The organism is Pararobbsia alpina (assembly GCF_902859895.1).
In the GTDB taxonomy this organism is placed as follows: domain Bacteria; phylum Pseudomonadota; class Gammaproteobacteria; order Burkholderiales; family Burkholderiaceae; genus Pararobbsia; species Pararobbsia alpina.
Map to the genome: position 1 here is coordinate 1 of NZ_CADIKM010000026.1, position 25940 is coordinate 25940.

General features: G+C 60.2%; 24 protein-coding genes and 1 pseudogene. 12 read left to right on the forward strand and 13 right to left on the reverse strand.

The annotated features are described in order from the left end of the window. Positions 1 to 393: 393 nt before the first annotated feature. Both mltA and apaG read right to left on the reverse strand, forming a co-directional pair. Positions 394 to 1491, reverse strand: a complete 1098-nt coding sequence (mltA, locus tag HV670_RS20720) for a murein transglycosylase A (RefSeq protein ID WP_175106805.1) — start codon at positions 1489 to 1491, stop codon at positions 394 to 396. Positions 1492 to 1565: 74 nt separating this feature from the next. Continuing rightward, on the reverse strand, positions 1566 to 1940 hold the full coding sequence (gene apaG / locus HV670_RS20725; protein WP_175106752.1) for a Co2+/Mg2+ efflux protein ApaG: 375 nt from the start codon (positions 1938 to 1940) through the stop codon (positions 1566 to 1568). A gap of 159 nt (positions 1941 to 2099) precedes the next feature. Here apaG and rpe point away from each other — a divergent pair, with 159 nt between their 5' ends. The 3 genes from rpe (at position 2100) to trpE (ending at position 5558) form a co-directional block, all read left to right on the forward strand. Further along, positions 2100 to 2792 (forward strand): ribulose-phosphate 3-epimerase, encoded by a 693-nt coding sequence (gene rpe, locus HV670_RS20730; RefSeq protein ID WP_175106753.1) that lies wholly within the window; start codon positions 2100 to 2102, stop codon positions 2790 to 2792. Continuing rightward, on the forward strand, positions 2789 to 3583 hold the full coding sequence (locus HV670_RS20735) for a phosphoglycolate phosphatase (protein WP_175106754.1): 795 nt from the start codon (positions 2789 to 2791) through the stop codon (positions 3581 to 3583). Before rpe ends, HV670_RS20735 begins: the two co-directional genes overlap by 4 nt. A 481-nt stretch (positions 3584 to 4064) precedes the next feature. Next, entirely contained in the window at positions 4065 to 5558 is a 1494-nt protein-coding gene (gene trpE, locus HV670_RS20740; protein WP_175106755.1) for an anthranilate synthase component I, read from the forward strand. Between the two features lie 172 nt (positions 5559 to 5730). On the opposite strand, the gene HV670_RS20745 is transcribed toward trpE, so the two are convergent. After that, positions 5731 to 7239, reverse strand: coding sequence for an amidohydrolase family protein (locus HV670_RS20745; RefSeq protein ID WP_175106756.1), 1509 nt, complete (start codon positions 7237 to 7239; stop codon positions 5731 to 5733). 691 nt (positions 7240 to 7930) lie between these two features. On the opposite strand from HV670_RS20745, the gene HV670_RS20750 reads away from it, so the two are divergent. The 5 genes from HV670_RS20750 (at position 7931) to HV670_RS20770 (ending at position 12050) form a co-directional block, all read left to right on the forward strand. After that, positions 7931 to 8500, forward strand: a complete 570-nt coding sequence (locus HV670_RS20750) for an anthranilate synthase component II (protein WP_175106757.1) — start codon at positions 7931 to 7933, stop codon at positions 8498 to 8500. Between the two features lie 86 nt (positions 8501 to 8586). Further along, positions 8587 to 9618, forward strand: a complete 1032-nt coding sequence (gene trpD / locus HV670_RS20755; RefSeq protein ID WP_175106758.1) for an anthranilate phosphoribosyltransferase — start codon at positions 8587 to 8589, stop codon at positions 9616 to 9618. A 52-nt stretch (positions 9619 to 9670) separates the two neighbouring features. Next, a complete protein-coding gene (gene trpC / locus HV670_RS20760; protein WP_175106806.1) occupies positions 9671 to 10459 on the forward strand; it encodes an indole-3-glycerol phosphate synthase TrpC in 789 nt (262 codons plus the stop codon). A gap of 169 nt (positions 10460 to 10628) precedes the next feature. Further along, a complete protein-coding gene (locus tag HV670_RS20765; RefSeq protein ID WP_175106759.1) occupies positions 10629 to 11318 on the forward strand; it encodes a CYTH domain-containing protein in 690 nt (229 codons plus the stop codon). A gap of 6 nt (positions 11319 to 11324) precedes the next feature. After that, complete coding sequence (locus HV670_RS20770) at positions 11325 to 12050, forward strand: uracil-DNA glycosylase (protein WP_175106760.1); 726 nt, start codon at positions 11325 to 11327, stop codon at positions 12048 to 12050. 78 nt (positions 12051 to 12128) lie between these two features. On the opposite strand, the gene HV670_RS20775 is transcribed toward HV670_RS20770, so the two are convergent. The 4 genes from HV670_RS20775 to HV670_RS20790 all read right to left on the reverse strand — a co-directional run bounded on the left by HV670_RS20775 (position 12129) and on the right by HV670_RS20790 (position 16819). Beyond that, the gene (locus HV670_RS20775; RefSeq protein WP_175106761.1) at positions 12129 to 12725 is read right to left on the reverse strand and encodes an FMN-dependent NADH-azoreductase; all 597 of its coding nucleotides are present in this window, start codon (positions 12723 to 12725) and stop codon (positions 12129 to 12131) included. 184 nt (positions 12726 to 12909) lie between these two features. After that, positions 12910 to 14718: a M61 family metallopeptidase gene (locus HV670_RS20780; protein ID WP_175106762.1), complete on the reverse strand. Its 1809-nt coding sequence runs from the start codon at positions 14716 to 14718 to the stop codon at positions 12910 to 12912. A 122-nt stretch (positions 14719 to 14840) separates the two neighbouring features. After that, on the reverse strand, positions 14841 to 15575 hold the full coding sequence (locus HV670_RS20785) for a DsbC family protein (RefSeq protein WP_175106763.1): 735 nt from the start codon (positions 15573 to 15575) through the stop codon (positions 14841 to 14843). A gap of 71 nt (positions 15576 to 15646) precedes the next feature. Further along, entirely contained in the window at positions 15647 to 16819 is a 1173-nt protein-coding gene (locus HV670_RS20790) for a UbiH/UbiF family hydroxylase (protein WP_175106764.1), read from the reverse strand. A 225-nt stretch (positions 16820 to 17044) separates the two neighbouring features. Here HV670_RS20790 and HV670_RS20795 point away from each other — a divergent pair. Next, positions 17045 to 17143, forward strand: a pseudogene (locus HV670_RS20795) (GTPase); the annotation flags it as partial. Between the two features lie 171 nt (positions 17144 to 17314). Here HV670_RS20795 and HV670_RS20800 read toward each other — a convergent pair. The 5 genes from HV670_RS20800 to HV670_RS32280 all read right to left on the reverse strand — a co-directional run bounded on the left by HV670_RS20800 (position 17315) and on the right by HV670_RS32280 (position 22685). Then, positions 17315 to 18367 (reverse strand): PIN domain-containing protein, encoded by a 1053-nt coding sequence (locus HV670_RS20800; protein ID WP_175106807.1) that lies wholly within the window; start codon positions 18365 to 18367, stop codon positions 17315 to 17317. A gap of 551 nt (positions 18368 to 18918) precedes the next feature. Continuing rightward, positions 18919 to 19893, reverse strand: a complete 975-nt coding sequence (locus tag HV670_RS20805; protein ID WP_175106765.1) for an ADP-ribosylglycohydrolase family protein — start codon at positions 19891 to 19893, stop codon at positions 18919 to 18921. A gap of 1261 nt (positions 19894 to 21154) precedes the next feature. Next, on the reverse strand, positions 21155 to 21595 hold the full coding sequence (locus tag HV670_RS20810) for a phage protein NinX family protein (protein ID WP_175106766.1): 441 nt from the start codon (positions 21593 to 21595) through the stop codon (positions 21155 to 21157). A gap of 138 nt (positions 21596 to 21733) precedes the next feature. After that, complete coding sequence (locus HV670_RS20815; RefSeq protein WP_175106767.1) at positions 21734 to 22006, reverse strand: PIN domain-containing protein; 273 nt, start codon at positions 22004 to 22006, stop codon at positions 21734 to 21736. Between the two features lie 370 nt (positions 22007 to 22376). Next, positions 22377 to 22685 (reverse strand): zinc ribbon domain-containing protein, encoded by a 309-nt coding sequence (locus HV670_RS32280; protein WP_175106768.1) that lies wholly within the window; start codon positions 22683 to 22685, stop codon positions 22377 to 22379. A gap of 317 nt (positions 22686 to 23002) precedes the next feature. Here HV670_RS32280 and HV670_RS20825 point away from each other — a divergent pair, with 317 nt between their 5' ends. The 3 genes from HV670_RS20825 to HV670_RS20835 all read left to right on the forward strand — a co-directional run bounded on the left by HV670_RS20825 (position 23003) and on the right by HV670_RS20835 (position 25602). Next, positions 23003 to 23605 (forward strand): recombinase family protein, encoded by a 603-nt coding sequence (locus HV670_RS20825; RefSeq protein WP_175106769.1) that lies wholly within the window; start codon positions 23003 to 23005, stop codon positions 23603 to 23605. Positions 23606 to 23873: 268 nt separating this feature from the next. Then, complete coding sequence (locus HV670_RS20830; RefSeq protein WP_175106770.1) at positions 23874 to 24860, forward strand: hypothetical protein; 987 nt, start codon at positions 23874 to 23876, stop codon at positions 24858 to 24860. Beyond that, entirely contained in the window at positions 24853 to 25602 is a 750-nt protein-coding gene (locus HV670_RS20835) for a DUF8168 domain-containing protein (protein WP_175106771.1), read from the forward strand. The genes HV670_RS20830 and HV670_RS20835 overlap by 8 nt, the downstream gene beginning before the upstream one ends. Here the strand turns inward: HV670_RS20835 and HV670_RS20840 are convergent. After that, complete coding sequence (locus HV670_RS20840) at positions 25553 to 25795, reverse strand: hypothetical protein (RefSeq protein WP_175106772.1); 243 nt, start codon at positions 25793 to 25795, stop codon at positions 25553 to 25555. The genes HV670_RS20835 and HV670_RS20840 overlap by 50 nt on opposite strands. Between the last annotated feature and the right edge of the window lie 145 nt (positions 25796 to 25940).

The window sequence follows — 25940 nt, forward strand, 5'->3', positions numbered from 1 at the left end:
TTATCGGCTGTGAATTTTTAAAGAACATACGCTGCGCCTGACTGCTTTGAACCACTCATCCGGTCCGGCGTTTGCGTCGCTGCGTTTGCAGCAGAGAAGCGAGATTATGTCGTCTGCACCTCTGATCGTCAACAAGTTTTTTAAACAAACTTCTTAACGCATCCGAAGTTAAAAGTTTAAAAACAACTTGAAACTCCGCCCGCCGCATTAGACCCATTCTGATAAACCAGAAGAAGTCTTTTTGAAGCGGGAAAGAAGAATTCTAGCGGCCCGTCCCCGGGCTATGCAAGCATTTTTTGGCGGGAAAACCAAGAAAGCGATACCCCCCACTCGCACGCGGCATCCGGCTCAAGCATTTCCTCGAACAGTACCCGCCTCCGGTACACGCAAACGTCAGGACCGCGGCAGCAACAGCCACATCCGGCCGCGTTGCTTCATACGTCCGGCCAGATCGCCGGCGTCATCGCCGAAGCCCCAGAAGTAGTCCGCGCGCACGGTGCCCTTGATCGCCGAGCCGACGTCCTGAGCGAACACGAGGCGATTCAGCGGCTGAGTGGTCATCGGCTGGGTCGTCGAGAGAAACACGGGGGTGCCCAGGGGTATCGACGCCGGATCGACCGCGATCGAACGCTCCGAAGTCAGTGGCACGCCGAGCGCACCGATCGGCCCATCGTCCGCACCGCCGCCCGGCATCTGCGCGGATAACTCGCGGAAGAACACAAAGCGCGGGTTCACCTCGAGCAGGCCGTCGACCCGCTGCGGGTTCGCGCGCGCCCATGCGCGAATGCCCTGCATGGTCGCCTGGCTCGGCGTGAGTTGGCCGTGATCGATCAGCCATCGCCCGATCGACTTGTAGGGCTGGTTATTGGTCCCTCCCACACCGACCCGCATGACCGAGCCGTCGTCCAGCGTGATCCGCCCCGAGCCCTGCACCTGCAGGAAGAATGCTTCGATTGGATCGTCGACATAGACGAGCTCATCGCCGTTGAGCGCGCCGCCCTGCATCAATTGCGCGCGCGTCGGCAGGGTCGCTCCCTTCGCGTAGGACTCGGGCCATCTATATAGGGGATAGAGGTAGGGCGCGCGCCGAACCCGGGAACCACGCAGGAGCGGCTCATAGTAGCCCGTGATGAGGCCATCGACGCTGCCGTCGCTGTTCGCCAACTGGTATGGCGCGAAGTACTTTTCGAAGAACGCCCGCACCGCCGTTGCATCCAGTTCGTCGAGACCGGCCGCGGCCGCGCACGCCGAACGCCAGCGCATCTCACCTCCGACACGCGCGCAATTGGAGCGAAGCGCGGGAAGCGCGCCGATCAAGGCATCGTCTTGCCAGCCCGGCACGTTGGCCCAACTGACGGGGGTCAGTCTCTGTGTGGCGATGATCCGGTCTTCATTGAGATCGGGTCCACCGATGCCGGACAGGGCAGGCGCGGAACGGGACGACGTCGGAGCAGGCCCCTGCGACGCGCACGAGGCGAGCAATACGAGCATGGCGGCCGACACCGACGCCAGCGCTCCGCGTGAACGGGCGTTCAAGCCTGCGTGCCCGCGCCCCGCTGCAGGACTCAATGCAGGGTACGCGGCATGGCAAGGCCAAACTCCGCGATCGGGGCCTCGAACCGCGCGCCGTCCTCGGCCACGCAGAAGTATTCGCCGCGCATCGAACCCGCGGGGGTCGCAATCACGGCCCAACTCGTATATTCAAACTGCTCACCGGGGCCGAGCAGCGGCTGGTTGCCGACCACGCCAAGTCCGGCAACTTCCTGAATGGTGTTCTCGCTATCGGTGATCACCCAGTGCCGGGAAATCAATTGGGAGGCAACCGAGCCCGTGTTGCGGATCGTGATCGTGTACGCGAACGCATACTGCCGTCCTGTCGGATCGGACTGCTCGGGCAAGTAGCGCGCCTTGACGGCGACCGTCATTTGATAGGGGTTCATGTCTTCCATTAGTGCGTCGGCGGCGGGAGTCGGGCCGCACTTCCGCCTCGGCACATTCTCCTTGATGCTTCCGCGAGCCGCAACCGGCCAATACGGCAAGCCGCCCTGCGCGGCGCTAAAATCAGGTTTTCGAATGCAGCACACTCCGGTCTTCCCCTTATGAATCCGACCTATCGCATCGCCCCCAGCATCCTGTCGGCCGATTTTTCGCGCCTCGGCGAGGAAGTCCGCAACGTCGCCGCCGCGGGCGCCGACTGGATTCACTTCGACGTGATGGATAATCACTACGTACCGAATCTCACGATGGGCCCGGTGATCTGCGAGGCCATCCGCCCCCATGTGACGATCCCGATCGACGTCCACCTGATGGTGCGCCCGGTCGATCGGATCGCGCCCGATTTTGCAAAAGCCGGCGCCAACAGCATCACTTTCCACCCCGAAGCCTCGGACCATATCGACCGGACCCTCTCGCTGATCCGCGACCATGGCTGCGAGACCGGCCTGGTGTTCAATCCGGCGACCACGCTCGACTATATGGACCATGTGATGGACAAGATCGACATTGTCCTGATCATGTCGGTGAACCCCGGCTTCGGCGGCCAGTCGTTCATTCCCGAGGCGCTGAACAAGCTCCGGCAGGCACGCGCGAAGCTCGACGCCTATAAGGAACGGACCGGGCGGCACATCAAGCTCGAAGTCGACGGGGGCGTGAAGATCGACAACATCGCCGAGATCGCCGCCGCGGGGGCCGATACCTTTGTTGCTGGATCGGCGATTTTCGGCCACCCGAACTACGCGCAGATCATCGGCGAGATGCGCAGCAGACTTGCCACGCTGGTGCAGACCGCATGAGCAGACCCCAATCGGAATCACTCGCGCAACCTCACGCGCAATCGTGCACCGAACTCCAGGCGGTACCTTCCACCACGGCTCCTGCGCAACCCTTGACGGCATCGCCCGCCGCCCCGATCGCGCGCAGGCAGATTCGCGGCGTGATCGTCGATCTCGACGGCACGATGGTCGACACGGTGGGTGATTTCCATGCCGCGCTGAACCTGATGCTCGGCGAGATCGCCCTGCCGAGCATCACGCCTGAGGAAGTGGTGCACTACGTTGGCAAAGGCTCCGAGCACCTCGTCAGGGCGGTACTGGCGGCCCGTCTCGCATCGGACGATGTCGAAACACGCTTTGTGCATGCGCTCGAACGCTACCAGCATGCCTATTCGAGCGTGAACGGCCGCCACGTCGAAGTCTATGCGGGCGTTGCCGAAGGTCTCGAGGCCCTGCGCACCGCCGGACTCCAGCTCGCCTGCGTGACCAACAAGCCGCACCGCTTCGCGGTCGACCTGCTCGAACAAGTCGGCTTGCTCGGGTATTTCAGCGTCGTGTTCGGCGGAGACAGTTTTCCGCGCAAGAAACCCGACCCCTTGCCCCTGCTCAAGGCCGCCGAGGCACTTGGCATCGCGCCGGACCGGATGCTCGCGATCGGCGACTCCGAAAACGATGCGCTCGCAGCACGCGCGGCAGGTATCGCCGTGCTCACCGTGCCCTACGGCTACAACCATGGCCAACCTGTACAATCGATTGACTCCGATGGTATAGTCGGCTCGCTGCTCGAAGTTGCGGGCTGGCTGAATCAATAGTCACCGCGAACAGCGGGGCACGCGGAAGGACCCGGAAATGACGATGTGAGACAGCCGTCGCGAGACTGCGGTCCCACGCTTTTTGAGTCCCTTACGCCCCGTCCATACGAGTCGGATCGCTACATTTCATATTGTCATGTTCGTCAACAGAAAACGGAGTCTGAGCGGTATCGACCGGGGAGCCTGGCCCTGGCGTCGCTGGTCTTGGTGATTCACACACAAGGCCGCTGAAGCTCGTCTTCAGCTTCCGTTTTCCGTCTGTGCTGCTTTCCACATCGATCGTTGAATCTCGCGAGTGATGATCACCCGGTGATCTCATTCAGCCGGGTCTGCCCGGGGCGAGATTTTCCGTGTGTGCCGATTCACCGGGCTGCCGCCCGTGGCTCACGCGGATCAAGCGAACGAAGCGTGCAAAGCATCCACCCGTATACTGAGCGCCGGCCGAGCCGCAGCGCTCGCGGGCACCCCCGGAACCTAAGACATGACCGAACTCGAATTCAAGTCGTTGGCCAATGCCGGCTACAACCGCATTCCGCTGATCGCCGAGGCGCTCGCCGACCTCGAGACGCCGCTTTCCCTCTATCTCAAACTCGCCCAGCCCGAACGCAACGGCGCGAACTCGTTCCTGCTCGAGTCCGTGGTCGGTGGTGAGCGCTTCGGGCGCTACTCGTTTATCGGCTTGCCTGCGCGCACGCTGATCCGTGCGATCGGCACACGTTGCGAAGTGGTTCGCGACGGCATCGTGGTCGAAACGCACGAGGGCGATCCGCTCGAATTCATCCGCGTCTACCAGGAGCGTTTCAAGGTTGCCCAGCGCCCAGGCCTGCCGCGTTTCTGCGGCGGCCTCGCCGGCTATTTCGGTTACGACGCCGTACGCTTTATTGAGAAGAAGCTCGAGGGCGGCGCGCCGAACGACGATCTCGGCCTGCCCGATATCCAGTTGCTGCAGACCGAAGAGGTCGCGGTGATCGACAACCTCGCGGGCAAGCTCTACCTGATCTCCTACGCCGATCCCTCGCAGCCCGAGTCATATCAGAAAACCCAGCAGCGCTTGCGCGAGCTGCGCTCGCGGCTGACCCGGACTGTCCAGCCGCCGGTCACCTCGGCCAGCGTGCGTACCGAGATCTACCGCGAGTTCGACAAGGCCGACTATCTGAATGCCGTGCGTCAGGCGAAGGAATACATCGCTGCGGGCGAACTGATGCAAGTCCAGGTCGGTCAGCGGCTGACGAAGCCTTTCCGTGACAACCCCCTCTCGCTGTACCGGGCGCTGCGTTCGCTGAACCCGTCGCCGTATATGTATTTCTACAATTTCGGCGACTTCCATGTGGTCGGCGCGTCGCCGGAAATCCTCGTTCGTCAGGAAGAACGCGGCGACGAACACATCGTGACGATCCGCCCGCTGGCCGGCACCCGGCCGCGCGGCAATACGCCCGAGCGCGATGCCGAACTCGCGACCGAATTGCTCAACGACCCGAAGGAAATCGCCGAACATGTGATGCTGATCGACCTCGCGCGCAACGACGTCGGCCGTATCGCAAAGACCGGCTCGGTGCTCGTCACCGACAAGATGGTGATCGAGAAGTACTCACACGTGCAGCACATCGTGAGTTCAGTCGAAGGCAAGCTGAAACCCGGTGTGAACAATCTCGACGTGTTGCGTGCAACCTTCCCGGCCGGCACGCTGTCGGGCGCGCCGAAGGTCCGCGCGATGGAGCTGATCGACGAACTCGAGCCCGTGAAGCGCGGCATCTATGGTGGCGCCGTCGGCTATCTGTCGTTCTCCGGCGAGATGGATCTCGCGATCGCGATCCGCACAGGCATCATCAAGAACGGCAATCTCTATGTCCAGGCGGCAGCCGGCATCGTTGCCGACTCCATCCCCGAGATGGAATGGCAGGAAACCGAAAACAAGGCCCGCGCCGTGCTTCGCGCCGCGGAACAAGTGCAGGACGGCCTCGATACGGAACTCTGACCCTACTGTTGAGATCACCGCTCACTTGACAGTACCACGCTGTGCTCGAGGTGCGGGCAGGGAAACCTGCACGCATCGTTCTTCGGGCGCCGCGTTCCCAAGAAGGAACTTCCGAAACCGGGCAATCGTTCACGCTCTGCTCGACCGATCCGCTTGCGATTTCGACCAGCGCTTATTCATCAAGCCGCGCCATGTAGGTCTTCCACCCCGCTTCCAGCGCTGAAGCGCGGTCGACTATCTTTTCCATCTGGGCGATCAACGGTCCGACCGACTGATCGGCAAGATCGAATTCTGCTTTCAGGTCTTCGTAAGTACTGGCGATTTCCCGAAGAATCGCGCCTTCGTCGATATCCGTCAGCCTGCCGTTGCGCATGACGCAGCGTCCTGCCACGAACGTGCTGTCGATTGACGTTCCCCGCTCGGCATACACGAGCTGACGTACGGGATCGGTAAGCGGCGAGAAATTGATTGTGTCGGTCCGATACGCCACAAGATCCGCCCGGTAACCCGGCGCAATCGCACCGAGTCGACCCGCCATGCCCAGCGCGCCCGCGCCACCGAGGGTCCCGGCCCGTAGCGCCTCGGCCGCCGTCAGCCAGCGGGAGTATTCCTTCCCGCGGATCTTCGACAAGGCAGCCGCTGAGCCCACGACGTTTAGCATGTTGCCGGTCACGGTGGACGAACAGCCGTCTGAACCCAGACTCACGTTGACCCCGGCGTCGAGCAGCCGGCGCGTCGGCTGCACGCCGGAACCGAGCATCAGGTTGCTCCATGGATTGTGTTGCACGGTGGCGCCGCTTGCAGCGATCCTGGCAATCTCGTCGTCGGAGAGCCAAACAGCATGAATCAGCGATGTTCCCGGCTTAAGGAAGCCCTGCTCGTCGAGGTACTGCACCATCGGCTTGCCGTAGAACGCCTGCGCCGTCACGATCTGCAAACGCGTCTCCTGGACATGCGTGATCACCGGCAACGCGTGTTCGTCGGCGAACGCCCGACAGCGCGCAAGAAACCCGGGCGTGCAGCGCTGCGGCGCCGACGGCGCCACCAGCACACCCACGCGGTTCGTCTGCGGATGTCTCGTCTGCACTTCCTCGCCGAGAAACGCGAACCACGCATCCGGGCTTGGCCGCGCTATCGCCCGCATCTGCGCCAGCAGTTCCTCTGGAAAAATCGCGTCGACGAACGGGAAGCTGTCCACGAGCGGGCGGTCCATCATCGAGAAGCCCACCATCGCGCGAATGCCGGCGTCTTCGTAAGCCTGGTAGATCGCATCGAGCGAATCGCGATCGATCGATCCACCCATATTGCAGTCATCCACGACCGTGGTCGCCCCGCTGCGCAGCGCTTCAATCGCGCCTATCAACGTGCGCAGATAAACCTGCCGGGGCGTCAGCCGGACCGGCTTTGGCGCGCGGACATAATGCATCCATAGTTCGAGCGGCAGGTTCTCGACCCGGCCCTTGTGAAAATGTTCGTGCGAATGTTGATGGCCATTGATGAGGCCAGGCGTCAGCAAACAACCGTCCAGCGGCACGACGGTGTCGCCTTCGGCGCGCGGCAACGTGCCGGCTGGCGCGATCGCGGCGATCCATTCGCCTTCCAGCGCGACGTCGAAAAGCTCGGGCAGGTACTGTTGTTCGACGCCATGCAGAAGACGAACGTTCGACAGGATGACAGTCATGATTGCGGTACCTCTTGCTTAGCGAAACTGACGGGATAGTCCGGCCACGCGCTCCATGATCAGCGTCGACACCAGCGTGACCAGAATGAGCACGCCGGCGGCGGCGGTGGCGCGAACCACATTCTCATCGCGCAAATAGTCGGCAACGAGATCCTGCTGCGCCTGATGCGCGAGCTGACGTCGCTGACCTGCGTGATCAATACCTTAATTCGATCTGGAAGATGCCTGTGGACCTACCGCAGTGGAACGGCTGGCCAAATCTTCGCGCCGATAGACTCGCCCCACCCTGAGCTGACGAGCCAAAGCAGCCGCTCCACCATACGACCCCGTTTGAGTGCGGGAAGGCATGACCCAATCCTCATTGAAATTTCATGCACTTTACTTCCAAAACCACCATCGCCCCACCCTCGGAACGGACGGTCTGAGCAATCAAATTGCACTGAGACAACTATCGGGCTTACCGAGCCGTGCCCTCCATGGCCCCGCGCTGGTAGAATCTACGAACCATGCGACACATCGGCAAGATCACTCCCTATCTGCTCCTTCACGGCTGGCGTCCCTAGTCCGCTGTGTGTCAACACGCCCCGCGCGGGCGCGCCGCCTGAAAGGGTGGTAAATCGGTGGTAAATCTATAGTTTCTCAGACCGATACAAAAGGATTTCCCCTTATTTTCATGGGGTTAGGAGTAGACATGCTGCTGATGATCGACAACTACGACTCGTTCACCTACAACCTGGTCCAGTACTTCGGCGAACTCGGCGAAGACGTGCGGACCTTCCGAAACGACGAGATCACCCTCGCGCAGATCGAGGCCCTCCAACCTGAGCGCATCTGCCTGTCGCCCGGCCCGAGCAACCCCCAGCATGCGGGGATCACGCTCGACGTGCTCCATCACTTTTCGGGCAAGCTGCCGATCCTCGGCGTCTGTCTCGGCCATCAGGCGATCGGCGAGGCCTTCGGCGGCCGTGTCGTGCGGGCGCGTACGATCATGCACGGCAAGACGAGCGAGATCGAAACCGATGGCCACGGCGTATTCTCCGAATTGCCCAAACGCATGACGGTGATTCGCTACCACTCGCTCGCGATCGAAGAAGCCACCCTGCCGAGCTGCCTCGAAATCACGGCGCGCACGGAAGATGGCGAGATCATGGGCGTGCGCCACAAGGAACTTGCGGTCGAAGGGGTGCAGTTCCATCCCGAGTCGATCCTGTCCGAACACGGTCACGCCATGCTCCAGAATTTCCTGCGGGGAATACGATGAGTGCGATGAGTGCGACAGGGGCAATGGCTGCGCCAGCCACCCACCCGGTTCCCGGGTCCACGGAGCTACGCGGAATGGAGACAGGCATGTCGATCACCCCACAGGAAGCGCTCCAGCGCACGATCGAACATCGTGAGATCTTTCACGACGAGATGCTGTACCTGATGCGGCTGATCATGCGCGGCGAGATCTCGCCCGTCATGACCGCCGCGCTGATGACGGGCTTGCGCGTCAAAAAAGAGACGATCGGCGAGATCGCCGCGGCCGCGATGGTCATGCGCGAGTTCGCGAACAAGGTCGAAGTCGCCGATAACACCCACTTCGTCGATATCGTCGGCACCGGCGGGGATGGTTCTCACACATTCAATATCTCGACCGCGACGATGTTCGTCACGGCGGCGGCAGGCGCGAAGGTGGCGAAGCATGGCAATCGCGGCGTCTCAAGCAAGTCGGGCAGCGCGGACGTGCTCGAAGCCCTCGGCGTCAACATCATGCTGTCGCCCGCCCAGATCGCCGAGTCCATCGCCGAAACCGGCATGGGCTTCATGTTCGCGCCGAACCACCATCCAGCGATGAAAAACGTCGCGGCCGTGCGACGTGAGCTTGGGGTGCGCACGCTGTTCAATATCCTCGGCCCGCTGACCAATCCGGCCGGGGCGCCGAACCAGCTGATGGGCGTATTCCATCCAGACCTCGTCGGGATCCAGGTCCGCGTGATGCAACGCCTCGGTGCGCAGCACGTGCTCGTGGTCTACGGCCAGGATGGCATGGACGAGGTTTCGCTTGGCGCGACCACCATGGTCGGTGAACTCCGGGATGGCAAGGTGTTCGAATACGAGATTCACCCGGAGGACTTCGGCTTGCAGATGATGTCGAATCGTTCGCTGAAGGTCGCGAACGCCGAGGAATCGAAGACGCTGCTGCTCGAAGCGTTGGAGAACAAGCCGGGGGTCGCGCGCGAGATCGTGACGCTCAACGCGGCGACCGCGCTGTATGCGGCGAATGTCGTCGGCTCGATCGCCGATGGCTTTGCCCTCGCGCGCGAAGCCATCTCGAGCGGTGCGGCGCGTGCGAAAGTCGACGCCCTCGTTCAATTCACGCGACGATGTGCCGCATGACCGCGCGTATCGACCCAAGCCTGCGACACTACCCGAATCCGGCAGCGAAGCCATGAGCGATATTCTCGACAAGATCATTGCAGTCAAGCGGCAGGAAGTCGCGATCTCCCAACAGAGCTACCCGTTCGAAGACCTGCGCCTGACCGCCGAGTCGCGCCCACCCGTGCGCGACTTTGTCGGCGCCTTGCGCGCGAAACACGAGATCGGCGCAGCCGCGGTGATCGCGGAAGTCAAGAAGGCGAGCCCTTCGAAAGGGGTCCTGCGCGAAGACTTCCGGCCTGCGGACATCGCCGCGACCTATGAACGGCATGGCGCGGCCTGCCTGTCCGTCCTGACGGATGTGCAGTTCTTCCAGGGCAGTGCTGCCTACCTCGAAGCCGCGCGCGCGGCCTGCCAGATCCCGGTGCTGCGCAAAGACTTCATCATCGACCCCTATCAGATTGTCGAAGCCCGCGCGATGAACGCGGACTGCATCCTGCTCATCGCCGCCGCGCTCGACCCCCAGCAAATGCGCGATCTCGAAGCATTTGCCCATACGCTCGGCCTGGCGGTGCTGGTCGAAGTCCACAACGCGAGCGAGCTCGAACACGCGCTGACCCTGAAGACGCCGCTGATCGGCGTGAACAACCGCAATCTCCGGACGTTCGAAGTCACGCTCGACACGACGCTCGACTTGCTCGACCAGATCCCCGACGACCGGATCGTCGTGACCGAATCGGGTATTCGCGGACGCGCCGATGTCGAACGGATGCGGGCAGCCGATGTGAACACCTTCCTCGTCGGCGAGACGTTCATGCGCGCCGACGATCCGGGCGTCGAGCTTGCCAAGCTGTTCTTTTAAACGGTTCTCTCGATCGGTGCTGTCACGCCTCGCCTGGCGTGCCCACCGACCGCACGGCTGGCTGGCCTGCTAGCTGAGTGGCTGGATGGCAATAATCGATGCCGATGACAGACACTCATGCAAGACCGTAACCCCGTCGTTTGATCCACCTATGTCCGCGGAGCGATCCATGTCTGTCGAATCCGAGTTGAAACTCGCCCTGCCGCGCGAGCACGCCACGTTGGCGCGGCAAGTGCTCGATCAACTGGCCGGCGGAGCCGGCCGCTCGATCCATCTCGCCAATGTCTATTACGACACGCCCGCGCTCGACCTTCAGCGTTCGCGCAGCGCATTGCGTCTGCGGCTGGCAGGCACGCACTGGCTCCAGACCTTCAAGTCCGGCGGCGGCGCGAGCGCCGGCCTGCATCGGCGCCACGAGTGGGAGATGCCGGTCGACCGCGATGCGCTCGATGCAGATGCCCTGCTCGAGGCTGTCGAGAAGGATCTCGGCCCTGCGCAAAGCGCCGACAGCGAAGAGCGCGTCTCACTCCAGCAAGCACTGCAATCCTTGCGTTCCGCTCTGCCCCAACTGAGTCCGCTGTTCCGCACGGACTTCACTCGCACACTGTGGAATCTCGTGGACGGCGATAACCAGATCGAAGCAGCGCTCGACGAAGGCGAGGTAAGCGTCGGTGAAGGCGCACTGCGGGATACGTTGCCGATTCTCGAAATCGAGCTCGAACTCAAGCAGGGTGACGAGGCCGCTCTGCATCGCGTCGCAACGATTTTGCGCGAACGCATTCCAGGACTCGCACACGACGATATCAGCAAGGCGGAACGCGGCTATCGACTGCGTGCAAAGCTACAGGGCACGACCTGAGCGCCGATGGACCCGATCCCGACACTCGAAGCCCAATTCGACGCGCTATCACCTGAGTGGAAAGCCTGCGTACGGCCCTTCGTGGGAAGCCCCCCATTGCGCAGCCTCTGCGCATTCGTGGATGGCGAGCGCGCCGCAGGCAAGATCCTCTATCCGGACACAGTCTTCCACGCGCTCGAACTCGTCGAGCCTGACGACATCAAGGTCGTGATCCTCGGGCAGGACCCGTATCACGGCGAAGATCACGGCATCCCGCAGGCTCATGGCCTTGCCTTCTCCGTGCGCCCGGGCGTCAGGCCACCGCCTTCGCTGCGCAATATCTTCAAGGAGATCGCCGCAAGCCTCGGCTATCCGATTCCCACCCACGGCAACCTCGAATACTGGGCGAAGCAAGGCGTGCTGCTGCTGAACACCGTATTGACGGTGGAACGCGGCCACGCGGCCAGTCATGCGAAGAGGGGGTGGGAGGGGTTCACCGATACCTTGATTGCCGGGCTATCGGCGCGGCATGAAGGCCTGGTCTTCATGCTGTGGGGCGCGCACGCCCAGGCCAAGCGCAACCTGCTGCGAGGACGCGACCACTTGATTCTCGAAGCGCCGCATCCCTCACCGCTCTCCGCGCATCGGGGCTTTCTTGGCTGCCGGCATTTCGTGCTCGCCAACGAAGCGCTCGAGCAACATCATCGCAAGCCGATCGACTGGCGTCTGCCCGACCTCTCGTCCGGCAGTTGAATCAAAAGAGCCCCGGACACACGCATCGTTCAGATGCGCGGCCGGGGCCCTGCCTCGTTGAGGCCGATTCGTGCGTGCTTAGATCGCGGCGATTGCTTCGCGCGCGTCGTTCAGTGCGGCAGCAGCGGAGTCGGGCCCCAACGCCAGGCCTTCGGCGTAGACGAACTCGATGTCCGTGATGCCGATGAAGCCGAGGAAGATCTTCAGGAACGGCGTCTGCGTGTCGGTCGGCGTACCACTGTACTTGCCGCCGCGCGCGGCCGCGATGTAGACCTTCTTGCCCTTGACCAGGCCTTCAGGGCCGGCTTCGGTGTAACGGAACGTCACGCCGTTGCGCGCGATCCAGTCGAAGTACGCCTTGAGCTGGGTCGAAATGCCGAAGTTATAGAGCGGTACGCCGATCACGATCACGTCGGCCGATTGCAGTTCGTCGATCAGCGCCTGGCTGCGTGCATCGATGGCGACTTGTTCGGGCGTGCGCTTCTCGGCCGGCGTGAAGAACGCGCCAAGCACGGTGTCATCGAGGTGCGGAAGGTTGTCGGCGAGCAGGTCGCGCACGATGACCTTCGCGCCACCGTGGGCCTGCGATAGCTTTGCGACCAGTTCGCTGGCCAGCATAGTCGATTGGGCGCCTTGCGAACGCGCAGCGGAATTCAGTTGAAGGATGGTCGTCATGTCGAGCTCTGGATCAAGTGGTGGGTCTCGCGGAGTGCCGAAGACCCTTGGACCATATGATGAATTCTTAACGCCATCTCAGAAAGCCACTACGTTTCAACAGATCGTTCCGCCTGGAGCAACAGTGGCCCATTACTCTCACTAACACCGGGCAGACGGAGTCGCTATTTCGTCAATGAGGGCATTACGACCCGATCCAGCCTTTGCGCAACTTGTCCTTCGGACTGAGGCCTCGGCGCGGGCCGGCCTCATCGACGGCCAAACGATAGCGCGCCACCTCGGGCGCGTCGAGCGTCACGACAGTCTGACGCAATTCGTCACGCCGGAAGGCATGGACCTCGACCTTGTCCCCCGCCCGGTATCGCGCCAGCAGTGATTCGAGATTGCTCCCTGTCACGCGGAGTCCATCGACGGCTACCAGCACGTCGCCGGCCGACAGGCCCCCACGCCGCGCCGCACTGCCGTCATGGACGGCGGCCAGCGTACAGTCGGCGCCCGCGCGCACCCGCACGCCGAGCGACGGCTTGCCGTTCGCTCCATCCGCCTCGAGCTTCACGCCGAACGGTGCGAGCAACTCCGCGAGCGGCAGGTCTCGCGTGCCGTCGACCGCGTCGGTGAACAGGCGCCCGAGCTCCACGCCGGTGGCCTCGCGGATCAGCGGCTCGACATCGTGCTCGCCGATGCCGATCGCCTTGCCCGTGTAGAAGTCGCGGCCGTAGCGGACCCAGAGCGCGCGCATCACGTCGTCGAGCGACTTGCGGCCTTCGCTCGCGGCCCGAATCGCGAGATCGAAGGCGAGCGCAACCAGCGAGCCCTTCGTGTAGTAGCTGACGATCGCGTTCGAGGCATTTTCGTCCTGCCGGTAGTATTTGACCCACGCGTCGAACGAGCTTTCGGCGACACTCTGCTTGCGGCGGCCACTGCCGCGCAGCACACCCCCGACCGTCTTGCCGACGAGCATCAGGTAGTCGTCACGCGTGATCACGCCGCTGCGCACCAGCACGAGATCGTCGTAGTACGACGTGAAACCCTCGAAGAGCCAGAGCAGCGACGTGTAGTTTTCCTGCTTGAGATCGTACGGTGCAAACGCGGCCGGCTTGATCCGCTTGACGTTCCAAGTGTGGAAATATTCGTGGCTGCACAGACCGAGATAGGTCCGGTAGCCCTCGGTCATCGCCTCCTTGCCACGCACGGGCAAGTCTGCGCGATTGCAGATCAGCGCGGTCGAGGCACGATGTTCGAGGCCACCATAACCGTCGGCAACTGCAAGCGTCATGAACACATATCGCTCCATCGGCGCACGCCGCGTGCGTGGCTCGAACAAGGCGATCTGCGTGGCGCAGATCTGCTCGAGATCGCGCGTGAGGCGCGGCATATCGAGCGAGGTCACCTTGCCCGAGATCACGACATCGTGCGAGACGCCGTGCGCCTTGAAACGGCCCAGCTCGAAACGGCCCAGGGTGACCGGATGATCGACGAGCTCATCGTAGTCGGCCGCCCGATATTCACCGAAGCCGTATCGCTTCGTGCCGCGCGCCTCGCACAATGCAGTCGCGACGCGCCAGTCGCCGTACTGCTCACCTGCCGGCGCCTCGATCACGACCCGGCATTCAGCCGCTTCATGTCCGAGCGGCAGCAGAAACACGCTCGTCCCGTTGAAGAAGCCGATATCGTCGTCGAGATGCGCGGCGCGCACCGACATATCCCACGCATAGACCTGATAAGTGAGCGTCAGCGCGCCCTGCTGCACGGGGGCGGCTTCCCACGTGTGCTTGTCGATTTTCCTCAGCGCGACCTTGCGGCCCGTCGCCTCACTGCGCGCGGCGATCGACACGATATTGCGCGCGAACTCGCGAACCATGTAACTGCCCGGTATCCAGACCGGCAGCATGAAACGTTGCCCTTGCGCGGCAGGCTCGGCGACGCTCACCGTGACTTCGAACAGATGCGCGGCGGGATCTTTGGGGACGATCGAATATTGGATGGGCTTCATCGAGCTGCTTTTTTGGAAAAGGTCAGGAAGGAGCGGTGCTCACGCAGGATGCCGTCGACCCACCCGGTCGACGGACTTGTCTTGCAGATAGGTTGAGGACACCGATGAACCGGTGTCGGACTTCATTGGACGCTCGACATTTCCTTCTCGAGCCGTTCCGCGCTGACCGCGCCCGGCAGGCGGCGTCCATCGGCGAGGAATACCGTCGGCGTGCCCGTCACACGCAAGGTCCGGCCGAGTTCGAGGTTTTGCGTCAGCACCCGCGTATCGCAGGTCCCGGGTGCGCTCGGAACGCGCTTGTCGAGCATCCATCCTGTCCATGCCTTCCCGCGATCCGCGGAGCACCAGATCGACTTCGACTTGCTGGTCGAATCCGGCGACAGGATCGGGAACAGGAAAGTGTAGACCGTCACGTTGTCGACCGCCTTCAGCTCGTCTTCGAGCTTATGGCAATACGGGCAATTCGGATCGGAGAACACGGCGATCTTGCGCAAGCCGTTGCCCTTGACCACCTTCACCGCATCCTGGAGCGGCAGCTTCGAGAAGTCGATCTTGTTGAGCTGGGAGGCGCGTGCGTCGGTCAGGTTCACGCGGTTCTTGAGGTCCATCATATCGCCCGTCATCACATAGTCGCCGTTGGCGTCGCTGTAGATGATCTGATCGGCCGTATCGACCTCATAGATGCCGGGAATCGGCGTCTTCAAGACATCGCGGACATCCGCCTCCGGACCGAGCCTTGCCTTCAGCGTTTCCTTGAGCTTGTCGGTGACGGCATCCGCGTTGGCGCGCGAATAGGGCATCAGCGCGGTCATCGTGAGCACCAGCATGGGCAGCACACGAAGAAGTTTGGGTTTCATCAGTGTCTCCGAGAAAAGTTCAGCTCCGGCCTGCACCGGATTTCAATGCGATGATCGATAAAGAAAACGAATCAGCCGAGCGCATGCGACACCAGCCAGCGCTTGACCTGCGGTTGCGCGCCGACCAGCGCGAGACCGGCATTGCGGATGCCCTTCGCGATCGGACCCGGCAGCGCGAACAGGCGATGCAGGCCGTCGGTCGCGACCATCATGCGTTGGATATCTTCGCGGCGCGAACGCTCATAACGGCGCAGCAGGATCGGGTCGCCGATGTCCCGGAAGGCCTCCTTCGCGGCAAGTGTTTCCGTGAGCGAGACCACATCGCGCAGCCCGAGGTTCATACCCTGTCCGGCAAGCGGATGAATCATATGGGCAGCATCGCCGACCAGTGCGACGCGCGGCGCGATCAGCCGATCGACCGTCTGCAGCGCAAGGGGGAAACCGCGCGGCGGCGTCACACACTCAAGTGCGCCGAAACGCTCGCCGGTGATCCGCTCGACTTCGGCGGTGAACTGCTCGGGCGACATTGAAAGCAATTCGTCAGCATGGGCCGTGTGGGCCGACCAGACAAGCGAGCCGTAGTCGCCTGCAAGCGGCAGCATCGCGACGACCTCGCCTCCGGTGAACCACTGCGTCGCCGTTTCGCCGTGCGGTTTGCCCAGGCTGAAGTTGGCGACGATGCCCGTCTGCTGATAATCGCGGCGCTTGACCGTCGCATCCGTCTGCGCACGAACCCACGAATGCGCGCCATCCGCGCCGATCACGAGCGCCGCGCTCAAGGTGTCGCCATCGTCGAGCGTGACCACCGCATGCTCGCTCGTCACCTCGAGCGCCTGCGCGCGCGCGTCGAGCCAGTTGAGCTGCGGCTGGAAGCGCAGCGCCGCATCGAGCGCCTGTTCAACCTGCGACGATTCGATGATCCAGGCGAGCTGGGGAACCGCCGCCTGGAACGCGGAGAAATGGAGCTCCGCCTGCGCGTCGCCGAACACCCGCATATCGTAGACCGGGGCGATCCGCGTCGCGTCGAGCGCCTGCCAGACCCGCAGGCGTTCGAGAAACGCTTGTGAACTCGACGAAAACGCATAGACCCGCGAGTCGAACCGTACCCCGGGCGCAGGCGAACTCGCCGGCTGCGCGAGCAGCGCGACTCGCATGCCGATCTGAGTCAGGGCGAGTGCCGCCGCCTTGCCGACCAGGCCACCGCCGACGACGACGGCTTGAAAAGTTTGGGAGTTTCCACGCATGAAAAGCATTATAGCCGCGGGGTTGTGAACAATCGGAGAGGTGCTGGCGCGCTTCGAGCCCGCGCCGATCCGGCGAGCTCGCCGCCACTGCCGCGCGGCGACGGTACAATATGCGCCTTTGCGGTATGGCTGGAGCAAGACGGGCGATCGACCTCGCCCGGGGCGCCGGCGGGTCTTCGCCTGCGTGCCCATACCGTTACCGATATTCCGATTCGAAGGATCGTCATGAGTCTCAAATGCGGCATCGTCGGCCTGCCGAACGTGGGCAAGTCCACGCTATTCAACGCGCTGACCAAGGCCGGCATTGCCGCCGAGAACTATCCGTTGTGACAACGGGGTCAACGTCCCGTTCATAATCAGATAGTTAGAGGCTCACTTCGAAATTCGAAGACAAAACTAGCACAAAATCCTGACGCACCATTCGCCCTTGTCGGCGATGTTTGATCTTACTTCGAAGAAGCATTTACAGCTACACGACTGGCGAACGCCGTCCGGCTACGTGTACAACTCGTCCCAATCCTCACCAAGCATCCATCGCAGCGCCGACAGCTTGCCGTTAATCATTCCCCATTCGAAGTCGGACCAAGGCCCAAAGTTGCCTTCACCGAGTTTCAGTTCTGCCTTCTTTGCAGACTTCAAGGCACCTTTCCAAATGTCGTCCGCGATGTGAGTTTGAGCACTGCTCCTGCGTCTGCTCCATCTCTCTTGCCATTCTTCTCGACTGACGATCTTGACCTTGCCCTTTTCGACTTGCCATGCAGTGTACTTGTGCCGGTTGTACCAGACCTGCGTCGTCAGCCGGTCCATTGCATCTAACATCTCCGAAAGACTTCTCGGCTCCTGTTCCCATTCCTGCTCCCACATCGCGTAGGTGACACGCATCGGGTCTATACGTCGCAAGCACTCCGCCAAGTTGATGAAGTACATGGACTTGATCTTCGAGAACGAAGCGGCCAAGTCAACGTGTGGCAGCTTCTGGTTGCCATTGACGATACTGAAGTCATGCTTGTTGTGTGTCACGAACGCGAACCGTTGGCCCGTACCTCCCATCGCCTGCACACATTCGAAGTACGTTTCGATCAGGATCGCATCAGCCATCGAATTTTTATTTTCGTGGTGGCACGGGGCTTTTCGGTAGAGCGCACGATCTGCCGCCCTAAGCTTGACCGCATCACTCGCTTCGATGATCGTTGATGAAGACAGGATCGCCGCAATTCGTGCCAGTGCACCCTCGGCGGCACCACCTAAGATGGGGATGCGGTGATCCAAGTCCGACAGGTAGTCCAGCACCCGATCCTTCTGCCGCTTGTCACCATCGACCTTACGTATGGCGCTCTTGACGTGATTGAAGTGCGTCGAAAGGCTCTTCGCACTTGATTTGGCGACCCGATCACGGTTCTTGTGGAATTCGTCTACGACGGTGCGTGGCACCAACAATCTCATCTGCGCGTCCGCCAGCAGCCGCTCTACCAAATCAAGCAGTGGTGTTTGCTTCGCATCTGCCGCAAGGTCCAGCCATACGCTTGTATCGATGAGTACGTTAAACATCGGAGAGCGATACTGCATCAGGTTTCAGGCTGTACTTTTCCACGATTTGAGAAGCCCACGTCCGGTGTTCCTCGCTCGACTCATGGAAATGAATCTCGGTCTGGAATAGCGGCCACTGACCCGCCTTCCGTATTAGATAGACCACTTCGGCTTCAATCGTTTCGATGTCCAAGCAGGGGCGCTGTTCTGGCGGATCGCGATGACACCATATGTCTAGCACTGCCGTTGACATTTCGCTTCGCCACGCGTATCCGTGATAACCATTCTTTCCTGTCGCACTCCAACCCAACCGTAGTCGGTTCCGAATCGATTGCTTGGTGATTCCCACGTATATCGGTCGGTCTAGGGCGCTGACGACATACAACTTCGGTAGCGCGGACGTCGCGAGGCCGGAGAACTTGTCGGTACCTAGAGGGCATTCCACCGTGAATTGGTCCTTGTCGAACGACAGTTTGTACCTGCCAACCCTTTCTATTTGCATCAACGTCCTCCCGAAGAAACGCGTGGTTTCGATCCATAATCGCAGCATATCGGCAACGCGAGACGCTACTTTAAGCCAACCACTGAAGCGTCAGGATCAAAGGTTCGGCGAGGTCGAATCCACGTAGCTGTTGCAGCCAGCGTGCCGGTATCCCGGCAAGGCCGAACCGGATTCCCGCAAGACCACCCGCCACGGCGGCGGTTGTATCTGTGTCATTGCCGAAGCTAATCGCCGTTCGAATCACATCCTCGAACGAGTCTTCTTCCAATGCCTTGCGTGCTGACCATATGGTGTCGATGACATACCCGGTGCCACGCGGCGTGTCGGTCCTCGAAAACCGTCTCAGCACGTCCAGTTCAGTCAGCAACGCCCTTCTTTCACGTTCGTTGGACCAATTGCTGTAAATTTCTTCGAGACGTTGGTCGGCCCATACCCACGGATCGGCCCGCGTCCCCAGGTAAGCCCTCGCCACAAGGCAGTAGTAGCCGCAGGCGACCAGCGAACGCGGATGACAGTGTGTGGGCATCGATTGCAGATGTGCGTCACGGACCAGTGCGTCATCGGGACCGGTGTGCCACAGGGCAAGCGGCAAGACACGCATCAACGATCCATTGCCGTTATCCCATTCGGACGCACCGCCAGATTCGTGCGGCGGCACACCATCGCGAAGTTTGCTCAATGCGTCGGCAGTCTGGATACCAACATCGAACACGTCCCCATCGACAGCCATATAACCGTGATCCAGCCATCGAAGCAGTCTGTCAGCGAAATCGGGTAGCGAGAACCGACCACATTCTATGAGACTTGCAAGCAAACACAGCGCCTGTGCACCATCGTCAGACCATGTACCGACAGGCACACCGGCATGAGAACGGCAGAATCTGGCGGGCGGCATCATCTCGATACGGTCGCGCGGCGGGATTTCAGACGGGTCGTGGAACTCGTATGGGACGCCCAACGCATCGCCAACAAGAAGCCCCACCAGTCCCGCAATCCGGGCATCAGCACAGCCCCGCAAGCCGACGAAACCTGCCTCGTTTCCCATCGATTCTCCTTCATCCGACGTAGACGACAGAACCTGTTGACGCGGTTGCACGCCCACAGGAGAGTGAAGAGGTGAAACGGTGTCCAGCGCCTACCGGTTCATGTGACCTTTGATCGCGGGTTATCACGCGAATTTGATGGTGGGCGAACAAAATAAACTGCGGCACACCATATGTCTGTCGATGAGTGCGCAACATCGGATTTTATCTAATTCGCAACACCAGAACTACGTGATTGACGGATTTGTCCCCAGTGGTGCATATCAATTCGGTCCGTGACCGATGAGCCAGTAGTTTGTACTTCTCGAATGAATAAGCAACCAACTGGTCACGAACCAAGATTGGTAACAGATCGGAAACGAGTAGAGAACAACTTGGTCCTTGTTCATTCGACCGGTCCATGAATTCGACGGTACGCAGTGACGGCGATTCACTTGGGCATTTGCGCAACTTGTCGGCGTACCGATGAACGAAGTCTAGATATGTGCAAGGCGAAACGGAATCATCGTGCTGGGCCGTGGAAAACGCGTGAGTCTGTCGAAGTGGCGACGCAGGAATGGGTGGCCCGGTTCAACCATCCGCTCGGCTATATCACGCCCGGAGAAGGCGGTGATGGCGCAAATGATTGCTATCGCAATAGTTCGCGATCTAGGGGTCGTTGCGGTTCTAGGCCCAAGGCGTATCCTCGCGAAGCACACGTCCTTTTGTGCCGCATTGACTTTAAGGTCCGCCCTACACTTCACCCCGGAGTTGGGGCGGCTTTTTTTTCGTCTGGATCCTCATACCCTGCTGGAACGGCAACTAGTACGCGTGGAACTGCTGCATTCAGGACACCAGCGACTTCGCACCACTCTGCACGGCGACGCCGTTCTGCAAGCTATTTCGCGGGCTCACTGAGTGCACTCCTTACCCTGCGAGAGACTGCGGATCTAACGGGTCCGACAGCAGTGTTACAGGTAGTCATCGCGGCAATTGAAGGAAGGCAAGCGGTCAGCGACTGCGGACCGGACCTATCGATGGAGGCTGCAATGGTCGAATCGTGGATGTGGATGTGGATAGTGATCGGTACGCTCGCCCTGATAATCGCGGCGACTGTCGTGGTCGGCCCCTATCGTCGCAAACGTCATCGTGCGCAACTACTCACGAACCTAGACCACCACGACTGGTGCCGCTGGACCCGGTCCCGACGGTGACAGTTCGCAGCAGATGAAGCGGCGAGGTGGAGTTAGCATCACCCGCTTCCTGCTTCCTATCTCCCCCGCCTCAGCGCATCAAGCAGTCCATCGTGATAGGTGGCGTCTCAATGTCATCCGGCACTTCTTCGCCGTACTTTGAGGCTACCCGGGCACGCATCGCGGCGATCAGCGCCGTCGGACCATATTGGCGGCATGGCGAATCATGCGGAGGTTCTCCCCGGCCATCGAATCGCTCGAAAGCAAGCCACTCAACGTCTGGAAACGGTTCTAGTTGGATTCGCTCGCGCTCGATAATCGGATGGCTCTGCCTCGGGTCGGTTGAAGGACTCCACTCCCTGCCGCCCGCGCATGCAATGCACAACGTTCCCGCGTTGTTTCTGAAAAGAACGGCCCGTCCATTGCCTACCGCAGCCCTGGCTATTGTCGCCGGGTCCGTGACTAACTCATGTCCCTCGGCCTTCGCAACCCAGAAGTCGAGAACAGCGCCCGACAGGTCAGCGACCTTCATCAGCTTTTTCCTCCGCAAACACATCCTATAGCGCCTTGATCGCATCCGCGTATAGGCGGTCTTTCCAGCTGCGACCGGTGTAGCCGGGCATTGGCTTTTCGGTAGAGCGCACGATCTGCCGCCCGAAGCTTGACCGCATCACTCGCTTCGATGATCGTTGATGAAGACAAAGATCGCCGCAATTTGCGACAGTGCGCCCTCGGCGGCACCACCTAAGATGGGGATGCGGTGATCTAGGTCGGACAGGTAGTCCAATATCCGATCCTTCTGCCGCTTATCGCCATCAGCCTTGCGAATGGCGCTCTTCACCTGATCGAAGTGTGCCGAGGCTCTTCGCACTTGATTTGGGGACCCGGTCACGGTTTTTATTTGGAATTCATCGACAATGATACGCGGTACCAGCAGCGTCAACTGGCCGTCCGAAAGCAGACTCTCTAATAGGTCCAGCCACGGTTCTGCTTCGCATCTGCCGCAAGGTCTAGCCAACACTGGTGTCGATACTCGGCGCCCCTGCATCTGTAGCAAGAGCGCCTGATTTATCAACCGTACATAAACAGTGCCCAAAGAATCGACAAGGCACTCAGGGAACTATAGGCGAGTGCAATGAGACCGCGTTGATCCATAGCTTCCTGTTATTCCCCCTAGTTACCTCGCCGTGCGTGTCGTGGACTAAAGCCATGTGTAACCCCTTGGTTGCATTGTTTTGCGGTACATCGGTATGGGTCGTTGTCGTCAACTGCGTACAGTATGACCGACACCGCGAATCGCGGCGTGGCTTACTTCACGCCGGGTTCAGTAACGGCTTTACTCCGAAGACGCCTCCTGAGCGAATCTGCATCTCCGATTGGTACGCTTGCTTGACATAAAACCAAACCTTCGAAGAGGCTGCCCGTTCAGGTTGCCCGAGAGACCGCCAGTTCGACGTTTGTAAGTCGCTACTGAAAATCGGGGTGAATACGAAACTGAGACTGGTGACGGTCAATGGGTTCCAGATCGGAGTTTGATTATGCGCGGCGGCTAGCGGAGCCCCACATTTCGTGCAGAATTTGCTTTGGGCACCGTTATCGGTGCCGCACTGCGTGCATTCCATATCGTCTCCCGTATTGGCTTTTTTTGGTCCTGTTAACGAACCTTTGATTTTTTGCGGTCGCGTCGTCAGAGCAATGATCGGTACACGACCACCTCTTTGTTATCTCCGTAGGTCTTTGCAGTATCGGGAAGCGGCCAAATTCTCACCAGCATTATTTTAGGAAGCAAGTGATTTGCTGGCTACCCATCAGGTGGATCGTCAGGGTATGCCTGCATGAGCTACCACATTGAGCACCGACACGTAGATCAATAGGATTGACCGGATGTGATCCATCGCCTAATATTGATCCATTGATTCAATTGATCCACAAGGCCAACATGCGAAAACTCTATTACGGGCGAATCTCCACCACGGATGGTCAATCGGCGGCAAGTCAGCATGAAGACGCAAAGCAGCACGGTGTGAATGTGAAAGACGTGTTCATAGACGAAGGTATCAGCGGTTATCACGTTGCGCCCGGAGATCGCGAACAGTGGCGAAAGGTCGAGCATGACTTGCGGCATGGCGGCGTGTTGATCGTTCGGTGGCTGGATCGGATCAGCCGCCGCTATGACGAACTGCACCGGACCATGCGACGACTCATAGACATGGGCGTTCGTGTCGAGTGCACGCTCAACGGTATGGTCTTCGACGGCAATGCGACGGACCCGATTGCGAAGGCGACGCGGGACGCTGTGCTTGCGTTCATGGCGGCACAAGGTGAAGCAGACTATAAAAACCGAGCGGAAATGCAGCGGCGTGGCGTTGCTATCGCCAAGGCTACGGGCAAGTACACCGGACGCGAACGGTCGCACGACTACGGCGCTATCCGGGCATGGCGGGCCGAACATGGCGCGAGCATCAGGCAGACTGCGGAACAGTTCGGCGTCGGCACTGCCACGGTCAAACGGGCTTGTGCGGAGCGTGCGTCAATAGCCTGATGTGGTCTTTGAACAACTTGGCAGCGGACACATATGGTTCGCAAGGCAGGAGTTCGGTTTCGGTTGCCTAAGGCCATACATCGAACCAGTCCACCGCACCGATGCAGCAGTTCGCATGGCGCATTCCCTTCCGAACTGTTTGTGGCATAGACGACGAAAGCACATCCACATACCGCAGTGGGGTTGGAGCGGGTCGTCCCCCAATAGCCGAATTAGAATTGCGTCCGGTATTCTTCCGACATAGCCTTGCTAGGCATGGGGGAATGGCATGACCTATGACGAAAGCCAAGAACTGACGCCGCCCGAGGAGTGCACGTGGCCAACGGTACCGAACATCGATAAATTGCGCGACACAGTATTGGAAAGGTCCGAGCGCGAGGAAGAGGAGATCATTAGCTATTTTGAATGGCAGGCAAACAAGGGGCGCGAAGACGGCGACTTAGTGACGGTACGGCACCTAGAAATGATGAAGACCGAGGTGGTATTCGGCACGACGTACTCGGCTTGGGATGTACATGCCAGCGACGGTCGATGGTGGGTTATTACAAGCCCGACAAATCTGTATTCTCGAACCGAATTCCCAAGCCTTGACTATCTCTTCTCGTTCCACGTTGGTCTCATGGCCCGGGTCGCATCTCGCGATGCCCGCAAGGCCGGAACACCCAATCAGGATCGATTCGCCGCAGCATGGCGGCGATGGGAACAAGCGGCTTCCGCTATCGATAACGCGTCCGAGGCTGAGGACTTTCAAGCAGTCGGCATGAAGTGCCGCGAATGCCTGCTGACCTTTGTCGCAAATGCGCCCGAGTATGTCGATCTGCCTGACAACGCTACGCTACCAAAGCGAGGGAACTTCACAGAGTGGGCGGAACTGATCGCGAACTGGTCGGCACCGGGGGCGCACTCGAAGGACATACGAGCATATCTGAAGCAGGTATCAGGTTCGGCGTGGGGACTGGTGAACTGGCTTACGCACACGTCCAATGCGGTCACCATCGATGCAGAATTGGCAATGGACGCGACGCATCATGTACTTGAAGTGTTCTCTGCTGCCGTCGTGAGAAGAGAATCTGAACGACCGGACCGGTGCCCCCGGTGTTCGTCCTATCAACTCGACAGCTTCTATGCTCCCGAACTTGAATCGGACCCGCCATACGTCACGCTTTGTCGGCGCCTGCGAATGGGAATCTGGTGTTCCGCCAGACGCTTCGACGACCCAATGAGGGCACACGGGGCGATCATAGAATATGTATAGATACTTCCTTGATGGCGAGGTTCATCCCGAACGGGCTCAGATACCGGATCGCCGCATCTCCGCGCGGTTCACGCATGCCGCATCCGGCGTCGATGCGAAAGCCGATGTTCGAATCCTTCTGAATCAAGTTGCCGTCTGGGTCGAAACAGAGGTCGAGTGGAATGCACTGGACCTGAGAAACGTCGTCAAGTACTTAGTCCAGTTGGAGATGGACATGGTGGGCTACGTTTTGGGCCACACCTACGATGTTGAGATTCGACGGGCAACTTGCTCGGAAATCGGCGTCGATGTCGTCTTCGGTATCGACGTACCGTGCATCAGCGAACTACATCGCGGAGTCGATCTGGACGCTCGAATCGCCACCATGCGTCCCAAACTTCAAGGCGAATCGGGAGTTTTCATTCATCGTTGCTTGCGGGACCTTATCACGGCGATGAAAGAACCGGACGACGTTGCGTTTCATTGCTACCGTGCTGTCGAATCGCTGCGACAGCACTGCATCGCCACTCGAATACTGGACCCGAAGGACAAGGCAACGCAATGGAAGACCCTGCGCGACATCGCAGGTTGCGACGAATCTGCCACAAGGTCGCTAGAAAAGGCAGCACAGGCACCGCGTCACGGAGAAGCAGAAGTCGTCCCTGAAGTAGATGCGGTCAAGCTGTTGACGACGGCATGGCTATCGCGGACGGCTACATCCTCAACTGCTGAATCATGTGAGAGTCTGGGGCGCTGGCGGTGAACGTATCGTTCGGCGTGAATTCATTTGTGAGATGCTCGGCTTCGGGGCCACTTTCAGCGAGACAGGCATCGTTTGAGTTTTCGCCGAAAAGTGCTTCGTACATATGCGAATTTGCGGCATGGAATTTTTTTAGTTTCGCGATTTGTTTTTTTAACACTTTTTCCATGGTTTTGTTTGTGGATACTTGTTTCATGGTTTGATTTCTGGATACTTGTTAGGTTTGTTGCGTCTGTCGTCGCCTACTTCAGGAGAACGGAACGCGATTTGTCACAACTACGCAAAGATTGTAGGTTTCCCACGGGAGATGCTATTGAATGCATGGGGCCACCATGTTTCCG